This window comes from Capnocytophaga sp. oral taxon 412 str. F0487 (genome assembly GCF_000271925.1).
GTDB lineage: Bacteria > Bacteroidota > Bacteroidia > Flavobacteriales > Flavobacteriaceae > Capnocytophaga > Capnocytophaga ochracea.
Genome location: NZ_AJZR01000029.1, coordinates 1 through 15,603 on the forward strand (window position 1 = coordinate 1; position 15,603 = coordinate 15,603).

General features: G+C 37.9%; 15 protein-coding genes and 2 tRNA genes. 3 read left to right on the forward strand and 14 right to left on the reverse strand.

The genetic code is table 11. The annotated features are described in order from the left end of the window. Positions 1-68: 68 nt before the first annotated feature. From HMPREF1321_RS04730 to HMPREF1321_RS04780, 11 genes are all read right to left on the reverse strand, one after another. Positions 69-146, reverse strand: a tRNA-Val gene (locus HMPREF1321_RS04730). Between the two features lie 40 nt (positions 147-186). Beyond that, positions 187-261 (reverse strand) — tRNA-Val (locus tag HMPREF1321_RS04735). A 110-nt stretch (positions 262-371) separates the two neighbouring features. Beyond that, positions 372-2,486, reverse strand: a complete 2,115-nt coding sequence (gene recG / locus HMPREF1321_RS04740) for an ATP-dependent DNA helicase RecG (protein ID WP_009421650.1) — start codon at positions 2,484-2,486, stop codon at positions 372-374. A 45-nt stretch (positions 2,487-2,531) separates the two neighbouring features. Then, entirely contained in the window at positions 2,532-3,581 is a 1,050-nt protein-coding gene (locus tag HMPREF1321_RS04745) for a glutaminyl-peptide cyclotransferase (RefSeq protein ID WP_009421635.1), read from the reverse strand. A 1-nt stretch (position 3,582) separates the two neighbouring features. Next, entirely contained in the window at positions 3,583-5,259 is a 1,677-nt protein-coding gene (truB, locus tag HMPREF1321_RS04750; protein ID WP_009421641.1) for a tRNA pseudouridine(55) synthase TruB, read from the reverse strand. Positions 5,260-5,264: 5 nt separating this feature from the next. After that, positions 5,265-5,915: an epoxyqueuosine reductase QueH gene (locus HMPREF1321_RS04755; protein WP_002672072.1), complete on the reverse strand. Its 651-nt coding sequence runs from the start codon at positions 5,913-5,915 to the stop codon at positions 5,265-5,267. Between the two features lie 55 nt (positions 5,916-5,970). Beyond that, positions 5,971-6,417, reverse strand: coding sequence for a GNAT family N-acetyltransferase (locus tag HMPREF1321_RS04760; RefSeq protein ID WP_009421646.1), 447 nt, complete (start codon positions 6,415-6,417; stop codon positions 5,971-5,973). Between the two features lie 160 nt (positions 6,418-6,577). Beyond that, positions 6,578-7,390 (reverse strand): orotidine-5'-phosphate decarboxylase, encoded by an 813-nt coding sequence (gene pyrF, locus HMPREF1321_RS04765; RefSeq protein WP_009421628.1) that lies wholly within the window; start codon positions 7,388-7,390, stop codon positions 6,578-6,580. After that, positions 7,380-7,619 carry a hypothetical protein gene (locus HMPREF1321_RS04770; RefSeq protein ID WP_002672069.1) on the reverse strand — a complete coding sequence of 80 codons (240 nt, stop codon included), beginning with the start codon at positions 7,617-7,619 and terminating at the stop codon, positions 7,380-7,382. Before HMPREF1321_RS04770 ends, pyrF begins: the two co-directional genes overlap by 11 nt. Continuing rightward, positions 7,616-8,305: an SIR2 family NAD-dependent protein deacylase gene (locus tag HMPREF1321_RS04775; protein WP_009421632.1), complete on the reverse strand. Its 690-nt coding sequence runs from the start codon at positions 8,303-8,305 to the stop codon at positions 7,616-7,618. Before HMPREF1321_RS04775 ends, HMPREF1321_RS04770 begins: the two co-directional genes overlap by 4 nt. Positions 8,306-8,735: 430 nt before the next feature. Further along, positions 8,736-9,026: an HU family DNA-binding protein gene (locus HMPREF1321_RS04780; protein WP_255346883.1), complete on the reverse strand. Its 291-nt coding sequence runs from the start codon at positions 9,024-9,026 to the stop codon at positions 8,736-8,738. 186 nt (positions 9,027-9,212) lie between these two features. Here HMPREF1321_RS04780 and HMPREF1321_RS04785 point away from each other — a divergent pair, with 186 nt between their 5' ends. Both HMPREF1321_RS04785 and yajC read left to right on the forward strand, forming a co-directional pair. Then, positions 9,213-10,154 carry a transcription antitermination protein NusB gene (locus tag HMPREF1321_RS04785; protein ID WP_009421649.1) on the forward strand — a complete coding sequence of 314 codons (942 nt, stop codon included), beginning with the start codon at positions 9,213-9,215 and terminating at the stop codon, positions 10,152-10,154. A gap of 75 nt (positions 10,155-10,229) precedes the next feature. Then, on the forward strand, positions 10,230-10,538 hold the full coding sequence (gene yajC, locus HMPREF1321_RS04790) for a preprotein translocase subunit YajC (RefSeq protein WP_009421643.1): 309 nt from the start codon (positions 10,230-10,232) through the stop codon (positions 10,536-10,538). 78 nt (positions 10,539-10,616) lie between these two features. Here the strand turns inward: yajC and HMPREF1321_RS04795 are convergent, their stop codons facing one another. Then, the gene (locus tag HMPREF1321_RS04795; protein WP_009419714.1) at positions 10,617-11,306 is read right to left on the reverse strand and encodes a PAS domain-containing protein; all 690 of its coding nucleotides are present in this window, start codon (positions 11,304-11,306) and stop codon (positions 10,617-10,619) included. A 371-nt stretch (positions 11,307-11,677) separates the two neighbouring features. Here HMPREF1321_RS04795 and HMPREF1321_RS04800 point away from each other — a divergent pair, with 371 nt between their 5' ends. Next, positions 11,678-13,333: a ribonucleoside-diphosphate reductase subunit alpha gene (locus HMPREF1321_RS04800; protein WP_002672050.1), complete on the forward strand. Its 1,656-nt coding sequence runs from the start codon at positions 11,678-11,680 to the stop codon at positions 13,331-13,333. Between the two features lie 103 nt (positions 13,334-13,436). On the opposite strand, the gene serC is transcribed toward HMPREF1321_RS04800, so the two are convergent. Together serC and HMPREF1321_RS04810 are read right to left on the reverse strand one after the other, a co-directional pair. Then, positions 13,437-14,498, reverse strand: a complete 1,062-nt coding sequence (serC, locus tag HMPREF1321_RS04805) for a 3-phosphoserine/phosphohydroxythreonine transaminase (protein ID WP_009421619.1) — start codon at positions 14,496-14,498, stop codon at positions 13,437-13,439. Further along, positions 14,485-15,450 (reverse strand): D-2-hydroxyacid dehydrogenase, encoded by a 966-nt coding sequence (locus HMPREF1321_RS04810; protein WP_009421621.1) that lies wholly within the window; start codon positions 15,448-15,450, stop codon positions 14,485-14,487. The genes serC and HMPREF1321_RS04810 overlap by 14 nt, the downstream gene beginning before the upstream one ends. Between the last annotated feature and the right edge of the window lie 153 nt (positions 15,451-15,603).

Consider the following 15,603-nt stretch of genomic DNA (forward strand, 5'->3'; position numbering starts at 1 on the left):
CAGATGCTCTGAACCAGCTGAGCTAAGAATCCTTTTTAATTATGAAAACAACAATAAAATCCGAGTTTTGGTGGGTCCTACTGGATTCGAACCAGTGACCCTCTGCTTGTAAGGCAGATGCTCTGAACCAGCTGAGCTAAGAACCCCAAAATTACAATGATAAAAATTTTTTAATTTTAACCTAAGTGGGTCCTACTGGATTCGAACCAGTGACCCTCTGCTTGTAAGGCAGATGCTCTGAACCAGCTGAGCTAAGAACCCTTACGTTTAATTCGGGTGCAAAGGTACTACTTTTTTTTAACTCTCCAAATTTTTTGGTAAAAAAAGTAGAAAAAGATTGCAATGTAGTAAGCATCACCTCTTCAGCTCCTTTATGAAATGTATGTCCAGAGGTTCTTATAGCGTTGTAACTGATAGAGCGTGTGGGCTATGCATTGATTTTGGGGCAACTCTAAATTAGGGTCGGCTTTCAGTAGATCGATAGCTTGAAAGCGTGCTGCTCTTAGTATATCTTGGTCTTTTACAAGGTCGGCTATTTTTAGAGCGAGCACTCCACTTTGTTGCGTACCCATTAGGTCACCAGGGCCACGCAATTTTAGGTCTACTTCAGCGATTTCAAAACCGTCGTTAGTACGCACCATCGTTTCCATACGCGTACGAGTATCGTTACTCATTTTGTTGCCTGTGAGTAATATACAATAACTCTGTTCACTGCCACGACCTACACGTCCTCTCAACTGGTGTAGTTGTGAGAGTCCAAAGCGCTCGGCACTCTCAATTACCATTACGGAAGCATTGGGCACATTTACTCCTACTTCTATTACGGTGGTAGCCACCATTATTTGTGTTTCATTACGTAGGAAGCGCTCCATTTCAGCATCTTTTTCAGTTGGTTTGAGTCTACCGTGTACCATAGAAACCTTATATTTTGGCAAAGGAAAGCTTGCCGTGATATAATCATAGCCTTCGGTAAGATTCTTAAAATCTAACGCTTCCGATTCTTCTATAAGTGGATATACTACATAAGCTTGTCGTCCTTTATCTATCTCTTTTTTAATAAATTCATAAGTCTCTGCACGGTGGTTTTCAAACTGATGTAGAGTTTTAATAGGCTTACGCCCAGGGGGGAGTTCATCTATTATCGAAACATCTAAATCACCATATACACTCATCGCTAAAGTGCGCGGGATAGGGGTGGCAGTCATTACTAAGATATGAGGCGGAATAGTGTTTTTATGCCATAACTTCGAGCGCTGTTCTACCCCAAATCGGTGTTGCTCATCGATAATGGCAAGTCCTAAGTTTCTGAACTGTACTTTGTTTTCCAAAAGAGCGTGAGTGCCTATAAGGATAGAAAGCTCTCCAGACTGTAATTGTTCATCTAACATTTTGCGTTCTTTTGTTTTAGACGAACCTGTGAGCAGTGCTACAGTTACTCCTGTCTCTTTTAGTAGTTCACTAATGTTTTGGTAATGCTGATTGGCAAGAATTTCGGTAGGTGCCATCAAGCAGGCTTGGCAACCATTATCTACTGCTAAAAGCATCGTCATTAGGGCTACGATGGTTTTACCAGAGCCTACATCGCCTTGCAATAAGCGGTTCATTTGGGCATTTGAGCCTACATCGGCGCGTATTTCTTTCAATACTCGTTTTTGGGCATCGGTAAGCGGAAAAGGCAAATGATGGTTATAGAAGTTCATAAAAGCATCGCCTACATCCTTGAAAGGTTGTCCTTGGAACTTCTGTTTGTGCAGAAGATTCTTGCGTACCAACTGCACTTGTATGTAGAAAAGCTCTTCAAATTTGAGTCGTACAGAGGCTTTAGTAAGCAAAGTTTGATCAGTAGGGAAGTGGATATTGCGCATTGCCTCCTGCTTGGAGATGAGGTTCATAGAAGCGAGTATGTTATCCGGTAAATTCTCGGCAAAGCTATTGCCTATTTCTTCAAAAACTGTTTGTACTAATTGGCGCATCACTCTATTGGTAATGTTGCGTTTAGCTAATTTTTCGGTAGAGGGATATACGGGCTGAATACTGCTGTGTCCTGCCTTCTTGAATTCGCTGAGCAAGTCCATTTCGGGGTGAGGCATAGAGAAAGTGCCTCCAAAGAAATTCAGTTTGCCAAAAATCACATAAGGTTCGTTGATTTTTAGGGTTTCACGCAACCATTTAAGTCCTTTGAACCACACGAGCTCCATAGCGCCCGTATCGTCTACAAAGGTAGCAACAAGACGAGTACCTTTTTGGTGAGCCGACTCTACTGTGCGTAGGTTTACTATCTTGCCTACGAGTTGCACCTCGGCATTATTGTTCTGCAATTCGTTGATTTTGTAAAACTTGGTACGGTCGATATACCTGTTAGGGAACAAGTTTAGCAAATCTTGATACTCATAGATACCGAGCTCTGTTTTCAAGAGTTCAGCCCGCTGATTGCCCACGCCACGCAGATAGTTGATGGGAGTATGTAGGATATTCTCTGGAATCATAAGAGCAAAAGTAATAAAAAAATACAAACATCAAGCTCACATTATTTAATTCTTGTTTATAAAAATTACCTCAAATATCTTACTCCAATTCTTACCCGTGATGAAGAAAGTATTACGCCTAGCGTGATAAGCAATGCCATTAAGAACATCTAAATCAGGAGTTTGTTCTACTTTTTCTTTTAATCCTCGTATATCTACAACGCCTTCTATAGCACCATTATTGGGGTTGATAATCATAATACCATCTTTTAGATAAGTATTAGCATATATTTTCCCGTCTACAAATTCTAATTCGTTAGCATTGGTAAAAATAGATTTATTAGTACATAGTTGTAAACTGTCTACTTCTTCAAAAGTGTTAGGATTGAGTATCCAAATCTTTTCTGAACCATCACTTTTGTAAAGTTTATCACTACCGTTATGACAGAGCCCCCAACCTTCTTTACTTTTATGGTAAGAGAAAGTTTTTAACAGTTTTAGCTGAGTATCATATACAAATCCTATATTTTCTCTCCAAGTGAGTTGGATTATTTTATCTCTAAAAACGGTAGCTCCTTCACCAAAATACATTGCTTGTAAAGGTACATTTTTGTACATTTCGCCCGTAAAAGGATTCCATTTGCGTATGGAAGATTCTCGGTATTGCCCTGTGCTTTCTACTAAAGTATCACCTATAAATTCTAAACCTTGAGTATAAGCCTGTTTGTCGTGGGGATATTCATTTAGTATTTTATAAGTATACAATTTAGGAGCTTGTCCTGCCAAAAGTAAAATTTCTTTTCGTACTTTATAAACTTCTCCTTTATCAGTATATACAGTTACTTCTAAAGGCTGTTTACCTAACATTAGGTTTTCAAGTACTATGTTCTCATTAGTAACAACAAGCTCTTGGTGATGAAACTGATAGCTAATCTTTACTATTTTACCTTCAAACTTAGGATTCACAACTTTTATCTGTAAAGTTTCTCCTATGTGGTATTCCTTCTTTTTAGGATGCAGTTCTATATTGAAAGCATCTTGCTTAGGTGGATTTGCATTTTTGCAAGCTCCTATTAATAAGAAACTTAATATGCAAATTAACTGTTGTAATTTCATTCTATCGTTTACTTTGAAAAATATAAGTAATAGTTCCTATTTGCTCTTTTTTGCCTGTTACAGCGTTAAATCTGGCTCTGCTAGCATATAGTAATGAGTTTTCTATAAGGCAATCATCATTGGTAGTTGAATTCATTTTGTCAAGAGCTGTTCTAATAACTCTTCCTGCTTCATCAACTGTAATAATAATCACTACTTGCCCTTCTTTTTCACAAGTAAATACAGGGTTAGGTATATTTCCAGTCCTGCCAGATAAGGCATATTTTACTAAAGTATTCTTATTTACTTTATTATCAGATGAAATTTTAGTTGTTTTTTGAAGAGTATTATCGTCCGATATTACTAAGTTAGACGACATTTTATTATTACTCACCAATTCTTCCTTAGCGCTTTCCATCTCTTGAGAAGCACGTTCTGCCATTATTTCGTCTAAGGTTTTAAAATTCTCAGTATGGCGTAAGTCAGCATCGGCTTGATTATAGGCATTAGTAGTCAGTTTCGCATTCATAGCTTGAGAAAGATCAGGCGCTTCAGTTTGTTCCTCTAATTTTGGAGGTTCATAAGGTAAATCATCGGGAGTGAGTGCCATTTCAATCATTATTTCTTTCTCTCTACTGCTAAGTTGTATCACCATAAGGGTTACTACCGTACCGAAAAGTATCAGTAAGGTAAGCATAATTGCCTTATCAGTATTTGAAAACATCGATAGAAAGTAGCGAAACTCATATTTGATTCCTGAGGTCTTTTTTTTCTTTTTTCGAGGAAAAATGGCTTCTATATTAAGGTCGGAAGTGTGTCGTTGTTTTTGTTGTTTATTAAGGCGTTCTCGCTCTCGCTCTTCATACACATCATTAATAGACTTTTTCCTATTGTTTTGTGTGTTTAAAGTAGATTCTTTTCGAGCGAAATGGTCATTAAGAGTTGTTTTATTCTTATCGATAAATCGCTCGAATACAGTAGTGAGAATAATAGGTTTTGTTTGCATTTTTGGAATATGTATGTTTATAAATTCATCAGGCGTTAAGGCATCATTTACCGAGAAATCACCTATCTTAGTACGTCGCAATGCAGATAGATAGCCACCAGAACCTAAGGCTTTACCAAAGTCGTTTGCCAAGGAGCGTATGTAGGTGCCTTTGCTACAAACCACCTCAAAGTGCAACTTAGGAAACTGACTTGCATCTATATCGAAAGTGTGAATATAGATAGTGCGCTGAGGAACTTCTATTTCTTTGCCGTCGCGGGCAAATTCGTAGAGCCGTTTGCCTTCTTTCTTGATAGCCGAAAATACGGGAGGCGTTTGCGTGAGCTCCCCTATAAACTGCATTCGTACTTCTTCTATCAGTTCAGGAGTGATATGGTCAGTAGGGTAGTGGGCATCTATTTTGGTTTCCTTATCATAGGAAGGAGTCGTAGCCCCTACGGTGATAGTGCCCGTATAAGTTTTTACAGTGTCTTGTATTTCAGTAATCTTCTTGGTAAATTTGCCCGTACAAATCACCAATAAACCAGAGGCAAGCGGGTCTAATGTTCCTGCGTGCCCTATCTTTATCTTCTTGAGCTTATAGTGTTTGAGTATTGCCCATTTGATTTTGTTCACCGCTTGAAACGACGACCATTGCAAGGGCTTATCGATAAGCAAGATACGACCTTCTGTAAGTTCTTCTGGAGTTATCATACTATTCACTTTTCACTTCCGTAGTATTTTTCCCCTATTCGTATTTTTTCTCTTCCGTTGGCTACTCGCCATTTGTTAGCATCGCGCAACGAGAAAGCACAACCACAGTACTCTTGTTGGTAGAACTTCTCGTTTTTGCAGATTTCCATATTACAGGCAGCACCTCCGTTTTTGCGCCAATTGTAGTCCCAATAGGTAAGTCCCTCGTACTTGCTGGCAGCATTTTTTCCTGCTTCATTCACTTGGTTGAGGTCTTTCCAACGAGAGATGCCTAGTGAGGTTGCAATGGTATCAAAGCCGTTTTCGTAAGCATATAAAGCGGTACGCTCCATACGCATATCAAAGCACATTGCACAACGACTGCCCCGTTCTGGTTCAAATTCCATACCTTTAGCACGCGTATACCAGTTATCGGTGTCGTATTCGGCATCTACAATAGGTACGCCACACTTTTCAGCAAAGCGGATATTTTCCTCTTTGCGAATTTCGTATTCTTTTTGAGGGTGAATATTAGGGTTGTAAAAAAATATAGTAAACTCTATTCCCGATGCCTGAATAGATAGTATAATAGAGCCCGAGCAAGGCGCACAACAAGTGTGCAACAAGAGCTTTTTGCCATTGTTGGGTAATACGAGATTCTTGTGAACTAATTCCATAGTATTTTTATTGTTTCCTTATCAGAGGGCAAAAATACAAAGAAATAGTAATATATCAAGATTCTGGTGGGTACATTTGTTTGAGAGCGTTCACATATACCTCTGCGCCTTTGCGTTTAAAGCCTTCATTTTCATAGAGCTTAATAGCTGCTTCGTTAGTAGGCGAGGTAAAGAGCAATATTTCTCCCAAGCCCAACTCTTTGCCTTTGGCGATAAGAAGTTGTATGAGCTGAGTGCCTATTTTTTTACCACGTGCCATCTCGTCTACCACCACATCTTCTATCCAACCTTTATAGCCCGAAATCACTCTGTAGATAGCCATAGAAGCCATTCCGTGTAGGCGACCGTCTTCTATGTAACCCACTACATAAGGCATTTTAGTTTTGTCCTGGAAAAGGTCAGATAGTCGTTGCTGGTAGCGCCTGCTCAACAGTGAAAAAAGTCTGTGAGCGTCATCTTCAATGGTTGGTGTAATGTTGCTTTTATTTAAAAATGTAATCATATTATTTAGTTGTTAGTCATTAGTTTACTAGTTTTTAATCACCATATTCTGCCAAAGTTTTAAACTTGTACAAAGTTGATATACCTATTACTTCTCACACTTGTCATTTCTCTTGCTCCTTTTCATTACTACTCATTTACTACTTATCATTAACCATTAATCAATTAAGCATTAATTTCATCTTCTGTTGCAATTTCTTAGCTTTTTCACCTGCTACTTTGGCAAAGTCTTCGCCCTTAGAAGCGTAGATAATCCCTCTTGACGAGTTGATAAGCAGTCCATAGTAGTTGTTGAGACCGTAGTGGCACACTTCTTCTAAACTGCCTCCTTGTGCCCCTACTCCTGGTACTAACAAGAAATGTTCAGGTATAATTTTGCGTATTTCCTTTAAGTATTCCGCCTTGGTTGCGCCTACTACATACATCAGGTTTTGGCTGTTTTGCCAAGTAAGTGAGGTGCGTAATACCTTTTTGTACAGCTCTTCATCGTTGAGTTTTTGCGTTTGGAAGTCGAAAGCCCCTTCATTAGAAGTTAGAGCTAAGAGAATGGTGTGTTTGTTTTCGAAAGCTAAAAAAGGCTCTACTGAATCTCTTCCCATATAGGGGGCTACTGTCACGCTATCGAATTGCATATCCTCAAAGAAAGCTTTGGCATACATACTTGAAGTGTTGCCTATATCCCCGCGTTTGGCATCAGCAATAGTGAAAATCTCAGGGTGGTGACGGTTCAGGTAGTCAATCGTCTTTTTCAAGGCACGCCAACCTTTTTCGCCGTGTGCTTCGTAGAAAGCTGTATTGGGTTTGTAGGCTACCGCAAAAGCGTGGGTAGCCTCTATAATCGCCTTGTTGAAGGCAAAAAGCGGGTCTTCCTCTTCAAGCAAGTGAGGAGGAATTTTACTCATATCGGTATCCAAGCCCACACATAACAGCGATTGTTTAGCTTCGATTTGCTGGATGAGTTGCTTAGTAGTCATTTTCTTCTATACGGGCGATTTCTCGTTCGTAGAAAGCGATAGCTTCTTCTATAAGGTTCTCGCTTTCAGCTTCTAACTCTTTGGTGTCTTCTTCGTCGAACTCTTCGAGCCATTCTACTTCATCGTTGTCTAAGTTCAGCACGAAGCGCGGATACTCTAAATGCACCACGAACATTGCGTCGGGCATATCGGTGTTGTCACCTAAAATAAATTTCGGGAAGTTACTCATTTCAATTCTTTTATTAGTTCAATAGCTTTGGCTACCCCTGTTGAAGCAACGTCTTTAATTACAGTGATTTTATCTTTACTACTGATGCTTGGGCGTGGGTCTATATAATATATAGGTGTATCTTTCTTGGCACAGTTCATCAATCCAGCAGCGGGGTACACTTGTAATGAAGTACCTACAATAATCACTATATCGGCAGTTTCTACCTCTTCGGCAGCCTTTACAATCATTGGTACATCTTCGCCAAACCACACAATGTGAGGTCGTAATTGTGCTCCACTGGGGCTCAGGTCGCCCACTTTAATGTCGTCAGTACAGTTGTATAGCGTATAGGGGTCATCTACTCCCCGCATTTTTAGCAGTTCGCCGTGTAAGTGAATAATGTGATGGCTACCCGCACGTTCGTGCAAGTCATCTACATTTTGAGTGATGATTACCACGTCGTACTCTTTTTCCAACTCGGCTAATAATAGGTCAGCGGGGTTAGGTTGCACATTTTTCACCTGTTTGCGTAAGCCGTTGTAGAAGTTCAATACAAGTTCAGGGTCTTTCTCAAAGCCATAAGGTGTTGCCACTTGTTCTATATCGTGACCTTCCCACAAACCATCGGCATCTCGAAAAGTCTTTACACCACTTTCAGCGCTAATCCCTGCCCCCGTGAGGACTACTATTTTCTTCTTTTTCATATTGGTAATGTTAGTTATGGTCTTGTCAGAGAATTAATTTGCGCTTTCGTGCGCTTTGCACTTTGCTAAAGTTTCTAATAGCCCGTCGTACTACGACTTGCCTGTTGTGCTACGACTTTTAGCAAAGTAGAAGTCTACTAATTTCCTACTTCTTATCTCTATTTTAGCATCAACTTAACTTCACTTTTCCTTCGTTCATTGTTCGTCTTTTGTTCGTTTTTTGTTCGTTTTTTGTTCGTTTTTCCTATAAGCTTTCTATAAGCTTTCTATAAGCTTTCTATAAGCTTTCTATAAGCTTTCTATAAGCTTCTCCCAAATTAACCATTAATCGTTAACCATTAATCATTAAATAAGGTTTCTATGCTAATTAACTCATCTACTAATAAATAAAAAAAGTCCCTTTCAACTGAAAGGGACTTTTTTACTGCAATTACTTTTTGTTTACTGCTTCAGATAATTCAGCCCCTGCTTTGAATTTTACAACTTTCTTAGCAGGTACTTTAATTACTGCACCAGTACGAGGGTTGCGAGCCTCTCTGGCTTCTTTTTTAGCAACTGACCAAGAACCGAATCCTACGACAGCTACTTTGTCACCTTTTTTTAGAGCCTTTTCAACACTTGAAAAGAACGCTTCAACAGCTTTTTTAGAGTCGGTTTTTGTAAGTCCAGACCCTGCTGCAATTGCATCAATTAATTCTGATTTGTTCATATGATAACTTATAAATACAGTTAATAAGGACAAAGGTAGTAATATATTTCATCATAGCAAGTATAAAACAAGAAAAAATGCGATTTTTAGTAAAAAATTAACATTTTAGGTGCTTTTTTAGCGCTTTTTTTTGGCTCGTTAAACCTTTTTTTCTACTTTTGCACTCTCAAAATAAAGTTAAGAAAGTTCTTACAAATTATGCTTACAAGACGACATATTAGGGCAAAAGTAATGCAATCAATTTATGCAATGCGTCAGAGCCAAAGTCAGGATTTAGACAAAGAATTGAAGTTCTTGCAAAACAGTGCTGATGAAATGCGACACCTATATTTATTAATATTATCACTTTTCATTGAACTGCATTCTTTGGCAACTCATCAACACAAAGTAGCTCAGAAAAAATATTTGGCTACTACTGAAGAAAGAACAGTACATCAAAAATTCTCTGAAAACCTTTTGCTCTTAGCCATCGTTCATAATACATTATTACAAGAAGCCATTGCTGATGCACGTATAAACCATTGGGAAATACACGAAGAGTATGTGCGTACTATATATAAAAACATTGTAGAAAGTGAGTTTTATAAGAAATACAGCAAACAAAAGAGCAGTTTTGAAGCTGATAAATCTTTTTTAATGACTATTTTTGAAGAAATTATAGCTCCCGATGAGACAATATATGAATATATTGAAGATTATAATCTCACTTGGGTAGATGATTATCCCATTGTAAATACCTATATAAGTAGGTTATTTAGAGAAGTGCTCCCTACCTCACCTGATAAATATTTTGTTCCTTCACTTTATAAAGATGAAGAAGAAAAAGAATTTCTTACAGGGTTACTAAAAAAAGCAGTGCTCAATGATAGTAAGTGGGAGAATGAAATTATTAGTAGAATGACAGGTTGGGAGAAAGATCGTGTAGCTGTAATAGATAGTATATTGTTAAAAATGGCTGTTTGTGAAATGCTTAGTTTTCCTAGTATTCCAGTTAAAGTAACACTTAATGAATATTTAGAACTTGCCAAGGAATATTCTACTACTAAAAGTAGTGCGTTTATTAATGGTGTAATGAAAAATGTACATAAAGAACTCGAAGAAAAACAACAAATTAAAAAGATAGGAAGAGGACTTTTATAATTGAAAACCAAAAGCTAAAAGTTCCTAATTACAATTTTCTAAAATAACTAAAAACTAATAATTAAATTAATAAATATGCAACAATTGATGAACAGTGGTTTACTACCTCTTATATTGATAATCTTAGTATTCTACTTTTTTATGATTCGTCCGCAAGTAAGACGACAAAAACAAGAAAAAAACTTTATTGAAGGAATGAAAAGAGGCGATAAAGTAATTACTAAAAGTGGTATGCACGGACGCATTGTAGAACTTACTGATGATACTTGTGTCATAGAAACACTTTCAGGAAAAATCAAATTTGAACGTTCTGCTATTTCTATGGAACTGTCAGCTAAATTAAAAGACGACAAGAAAGAAATTCAAGACAAGAAAGAATCATAGTCATAGAAAGAACCAAAAATGAGAGCGTATCTATTGCAATAGATACGCTCTCATTTTTATTGTGATATTTGCAAAAATCTAATTCGTAGAAAATAATTTTGCAAAGAAACTCTTGCGTTGCATCATAGTTTCTTCTTCGTGATGTTCTTCACTAAATATATCATCAGAAATTTCATAGTCTCCAATGTTAGTATCAGTGTGAGGCATATTAGGGATAGGATCAAAGTGAATTTCTCGCTTGCTTTCGTCCATAATATCCATAATATATTCAATATATGATTTGCCTTGTTTTTCTAAAAAGCCCTTAAAATAACGATTACTGAGCTCCATATCTCCTATTTTTTCAAGTTTAAGGAGCGTTTGATATAAAGGCTCAATATGCTCTGTAATTACATACTTAGGTACTGAATGCTGACGCGCCATAATAGTAACAACATCCCCAATAATATTCCTGCCTACTTCAAAATCGGTAATTACCCAATAATACTTACCCGATTTAGCTAAGTTTTTAATAATAGCGTGAAAGTTTCTCCCCGCCAAAATATTATCCCAAGTAATCTTAAATATGATTTTAGGCATATCGGGGTGACGAATGATGCTATGTGGTTTTCCTAATAATTCAACCGCAGGATAACCACAAACGTCTATAAATGTTTGATTTACGTCAGTAATAGCACCCAACTTATCAGTAGTACTGATAATAGTTTTTGTTTTATCCCACACTACTTCTTCATCAATAGGTATAGGTCTAGTAATTAGTTCTGACATAAGATTTCCTTTTATACTTAACGCTACAAAAGTACAAAAGTTATCTGAAAGAACAAAATATTTTAGATAAAATCGTATTACTATTTTGTTTTAAATATAACAATTCTTTTTAACACGTTGATTTGTAGTAATTAACAGCTATATTTCTACTCTTCTATATCTTCTTATTTTTAATAGTTTTTGCTTTCCCATACATTTAATTTTTATTATTTTAGCTATTCAAGTAATATAAAAGTATAACTGTATGTTAAAAAATTATCCTAAGAGGCTGATTTTGCTATATTGTTAAAAACTTTGTTAATAACTTATTTTGGATAGAGGGTGAAATTAGAATATAAAGCTGTTACTTTGCACCCCGAAAATAAAAAGTTATGAACGAAGAAAAAGACATTTGGTGGCTCAATGAAGAGTCTGAACAAATCCTCAATAGAGGCTATTTACTAAAAGGAGAAAGCGTAGAAGGTGCGATAGACCGCATTACAAGTGCTGCTGCACATAGGCTTTATAAACCCGAATTACAGCCCGCTTTCAAAGAAATGATTACTAAGGGGTGGATTAGTTTCTCATCTCCTATTTGGGCAAATATGGGTACTGAAAGAGGTTTGCCTATTTCTTGTTTCAATGTGCACGTACCTGATAGCATCGAGGGGATTACTCATAAACTTGGAGAGGTGATTATGCAAACCAAAATAGGGGGGGGCACTTCTGGTTATTTTGGTGAATTGCGCAGTCGCGGTTCTGCAGTTACCGATAATGGTAAATCAAGTGGGGCAGTTAGTTTTATGAAGTTGTTCGATTCAGCTATGGACGTTGTATCACAAGGAGGAGTAAGACGCGGTGCTTTTGCTGCTTATTTAGATATAGATCATCCCGATGCCGAAGAGTTTCTACAAATTAAAGATGTAGAATTCCCTATTCAGAATCTTTTCTTTGGTATTTGTGTACCTGATTATTGGATGCAAGAAATGATAGATGGTGATGTAGAAAAACGTCGCCTATGGGCTCGTGTCTTGGAGTCTCGCCAGCAAAAAGGTTTACCTTACATTATCTTTACCGATAATGCCAATCGTAATCGCCCTCAAGTGTATAAAGATAAAGATATGCTCATTCGTTCAAGTAACTTGTGCAGTGAGATTATGTTACCTTCTAGTGAAGATGAATCGTTTATTTGCTGTCTTTCTTCTATGAACTTAGAGCTCTTTGATGAGTGGAAAGATACCAAAGCAGTAAAGTTAGCTGTATTCTTTTTAGATGCGGTACTTTCAGAGTTTATAGAAAAAACAAAGGGTAATTACTATTTACAGGCAGCTCGCAATTTTGCTATTCGTCACCGTGCTTTAGGTTTGGGTGTGTTAGGATATCATTCTTACTTGCAACGCAATATGATACCTTTTGAGAGCTTTGAGGCAACTCAGTTCAATGCCCGCGCTTTTAGATACATTCGTGAAGAAGCTGATAAGGCAACTAAAGAGTTAGCTCATATTTACGGAGAACCAGAAATTTTAAAAGGATATGGTAGACGAAATACTACCACTATGGCAATCGCTCCTACCACTTCCAGCTCGGCTATTTTAGGACAGGTATCACCAGGTATCGAACCTTATTCGAGCAATTACTATAAAGTAGGGCTTTCTAAAGGGAACTTTATGCGCAAAAATAAGTATCTCACTCAACTTTTGGAGGAAAAAGGTCTTAATAATGAAGAGGTATGGCGTTCTATTCGTTTGAATAATGGCTCTGTACAACACTTGCAAGAGTTATCTCAATTAGAGAAGAATGTGTTTAAAACTTTTAAAGAGATTTCTCCGATGGAAATTATATCACAAGCGGCACAGCGTCAAGCATACATTGACCAAACGCAAAGTTTGAACTTAAATATTCCTTCAGCGATGCCTATTCGCGATGTGAATAAAGTGCTTATTGAGGCTTGGAAATTAGGAGTTAAAAGTTTGTACTATCAGCGCAGTCAATCAGTAGCAAAAGAAATGATGATGAATTTTGTAAACTGTAGTAGTTGCGAAGCTTAATACATTTGATTATAAAGTCTTAGAGATTAAATAACATATTGTATAATATAAAATAAGTCCGATATTTGTATCGGACTTATTTTGTTTTCCATATTATTCTTCTTTACGCGGTGCGTTCAAATTCTTTAAGTACATCTACTAATACTTGTACACTTTCTAAAGGCAAAGCATTGTAGATAGAAGCGCGATAGCCTCCTATGATGCGGTGTCCTTTTATTCCACTGATATTGGCTTCTTTACACAAAGCGTCAAAGCGTTCTTTGGAACTTTCATCGGTGAGGTTGAACACTACATTCATTAGGGAGCGGTCTTCTTTATTAGCATACCCTACTACTAATGGATTGCGGTCGATTTCTCCGTAAAGCAAATCGGCTTTAGCTCGGTTGCGTTTGCCTAAGGCTTGCAATCCACCTTGTGCTTGTATCCATTCGAGTACTAATAGGTTCACATATACTGCAAAAGTAGAGGGCGTATTGAACATACTATCATTTTTAATATGCAACTGATAGTCCATCATCGAAGGCAGTTTCCTACTTACCTTGCCCAAAATATCCTTCTTCACAATCACCAAGGTAGACCCCGAAGCTCCTAAATTCTTCTGTGAACCTGCATAAATCAAACTAAACTGCTTGTAGTCTAACGGACGTGAGAAAATATCAGAACTCATATCGGCCACCAAAGGGATGCTCGTTTGAGGCAAACTGTGGTACTCGGTACCATAAATCGTATTATTGGTAGTGATGTGCAGATAATCGGCATCAGTAGGGACGGTTACATTTTTTGGAATATACTTATACCCATCGGCTTTAGAAGAGGCTATCACTTCGGTATTGCCAAAGAGAGCAGCTTCCTTTTGTGCTTTGTTAGCCCAAGTACCTGTATCTATATAAGCAACTTTGGTTTCGAGGAGGTTGTAAGGCACCATCAAAAATTGCATACTAGCTCCTCCTTGCAAGAAGAGTGTAGTGTACGAATCGTCCAATCCGGCGATTTCCAATGCCAATGCACGAGCGCGTTCTATCACGCGTACAAACTCTGGACTGCGGTGTGATATTTCTATTACCGATAAGCCAGTCCCCTCAAAATCTAATAAGGCTTCAGAGGCTTTTTGGAATACCTCAGGTGCTAAGATAGAGGGGCCTGCGCTAAAATTATGCTTTTTCATTTTCCTTATGCTCTGTTTTATATTTTACGATAAAATCTTCTACTTGGCGTTTCAAGATACGCCATAACTTATCTTGTGCGTATTCGCTCGCCCAAGCCACGTGAGGAGTGTAAATCACACGAGGGTGGTTGGCTATTTTTAGTAGAGGGTCGTTAGCCATTGGTGGTTCTTCTTCAAACACATCGGTAGCAAAACCCATAATGCGGTTACTTTCAATGGCTTCGTATACTGCTTGAGGGTCTACTATAGCTCCACGAGCCATATTGATAAGCAATGGTTTTTTACGCAATTTAGAGATGAATTCTTCATCTACTAAATGCTTAGTCTCAGGAGTAAGCGGACAGTTAAGCGAAATGATATCACTCTGTGCCAATACCTTGTCGAACTCAGTATATTCTTTACTGCGTGGAGCTTTACCTTGGCGTTCAGCCCACAGTACTTTCATTCCAAAGGCTTCAGCTACTTTACTAATAGCTTTCCCTATGTTGCCTACTCCTATAATCCCTAAGGTTTTGGTATGCAATTCAAACACCGGTGGTTCAGTAAGGCAAAAACGACCATCTTTTTCCCAAGTACCATCTTCTACACTTGCGTGATAGGTTTTTAGGGCACGCATAGCCGATAGCAACAACAAAAAGAAATGTTCTGTTACACTTTCAGTAGAGTAACCCGCTACGTTTTTCACTTCTATACCCAAGGCTTTCGCAGCCTCTTTATCGATATTATCCATACCCGTAGCAGTAAGGTGAATGAGCTTAAGGTTAGGCAACTGCCTAAGGATACTCTCATCGAGTTTCACCTTGTTCACGATAGCTATATCAGCAGGTTTGAGACGTTGAACAATTTCATCGGGAGCTGTTTTTTGGAAGGCTACCCATTGGGCTATCCCTTTCGGGATATCTACATCTATGCGCTCAGAGAGCGTGTTGCGGTCTAAAAATACGGCTTTCATATAATATATTATTAATTCTTTTTTATCTACATAGTTAAGAGAGTAGGGGAGAGCCCTGCTCTTTTTATTAGAGCGTATACCTTACATACTCTGCCCTCGCATACTTCATCTGTATATAATCAATGTAAAACTAAGTTTTTAATTAACCGTTAA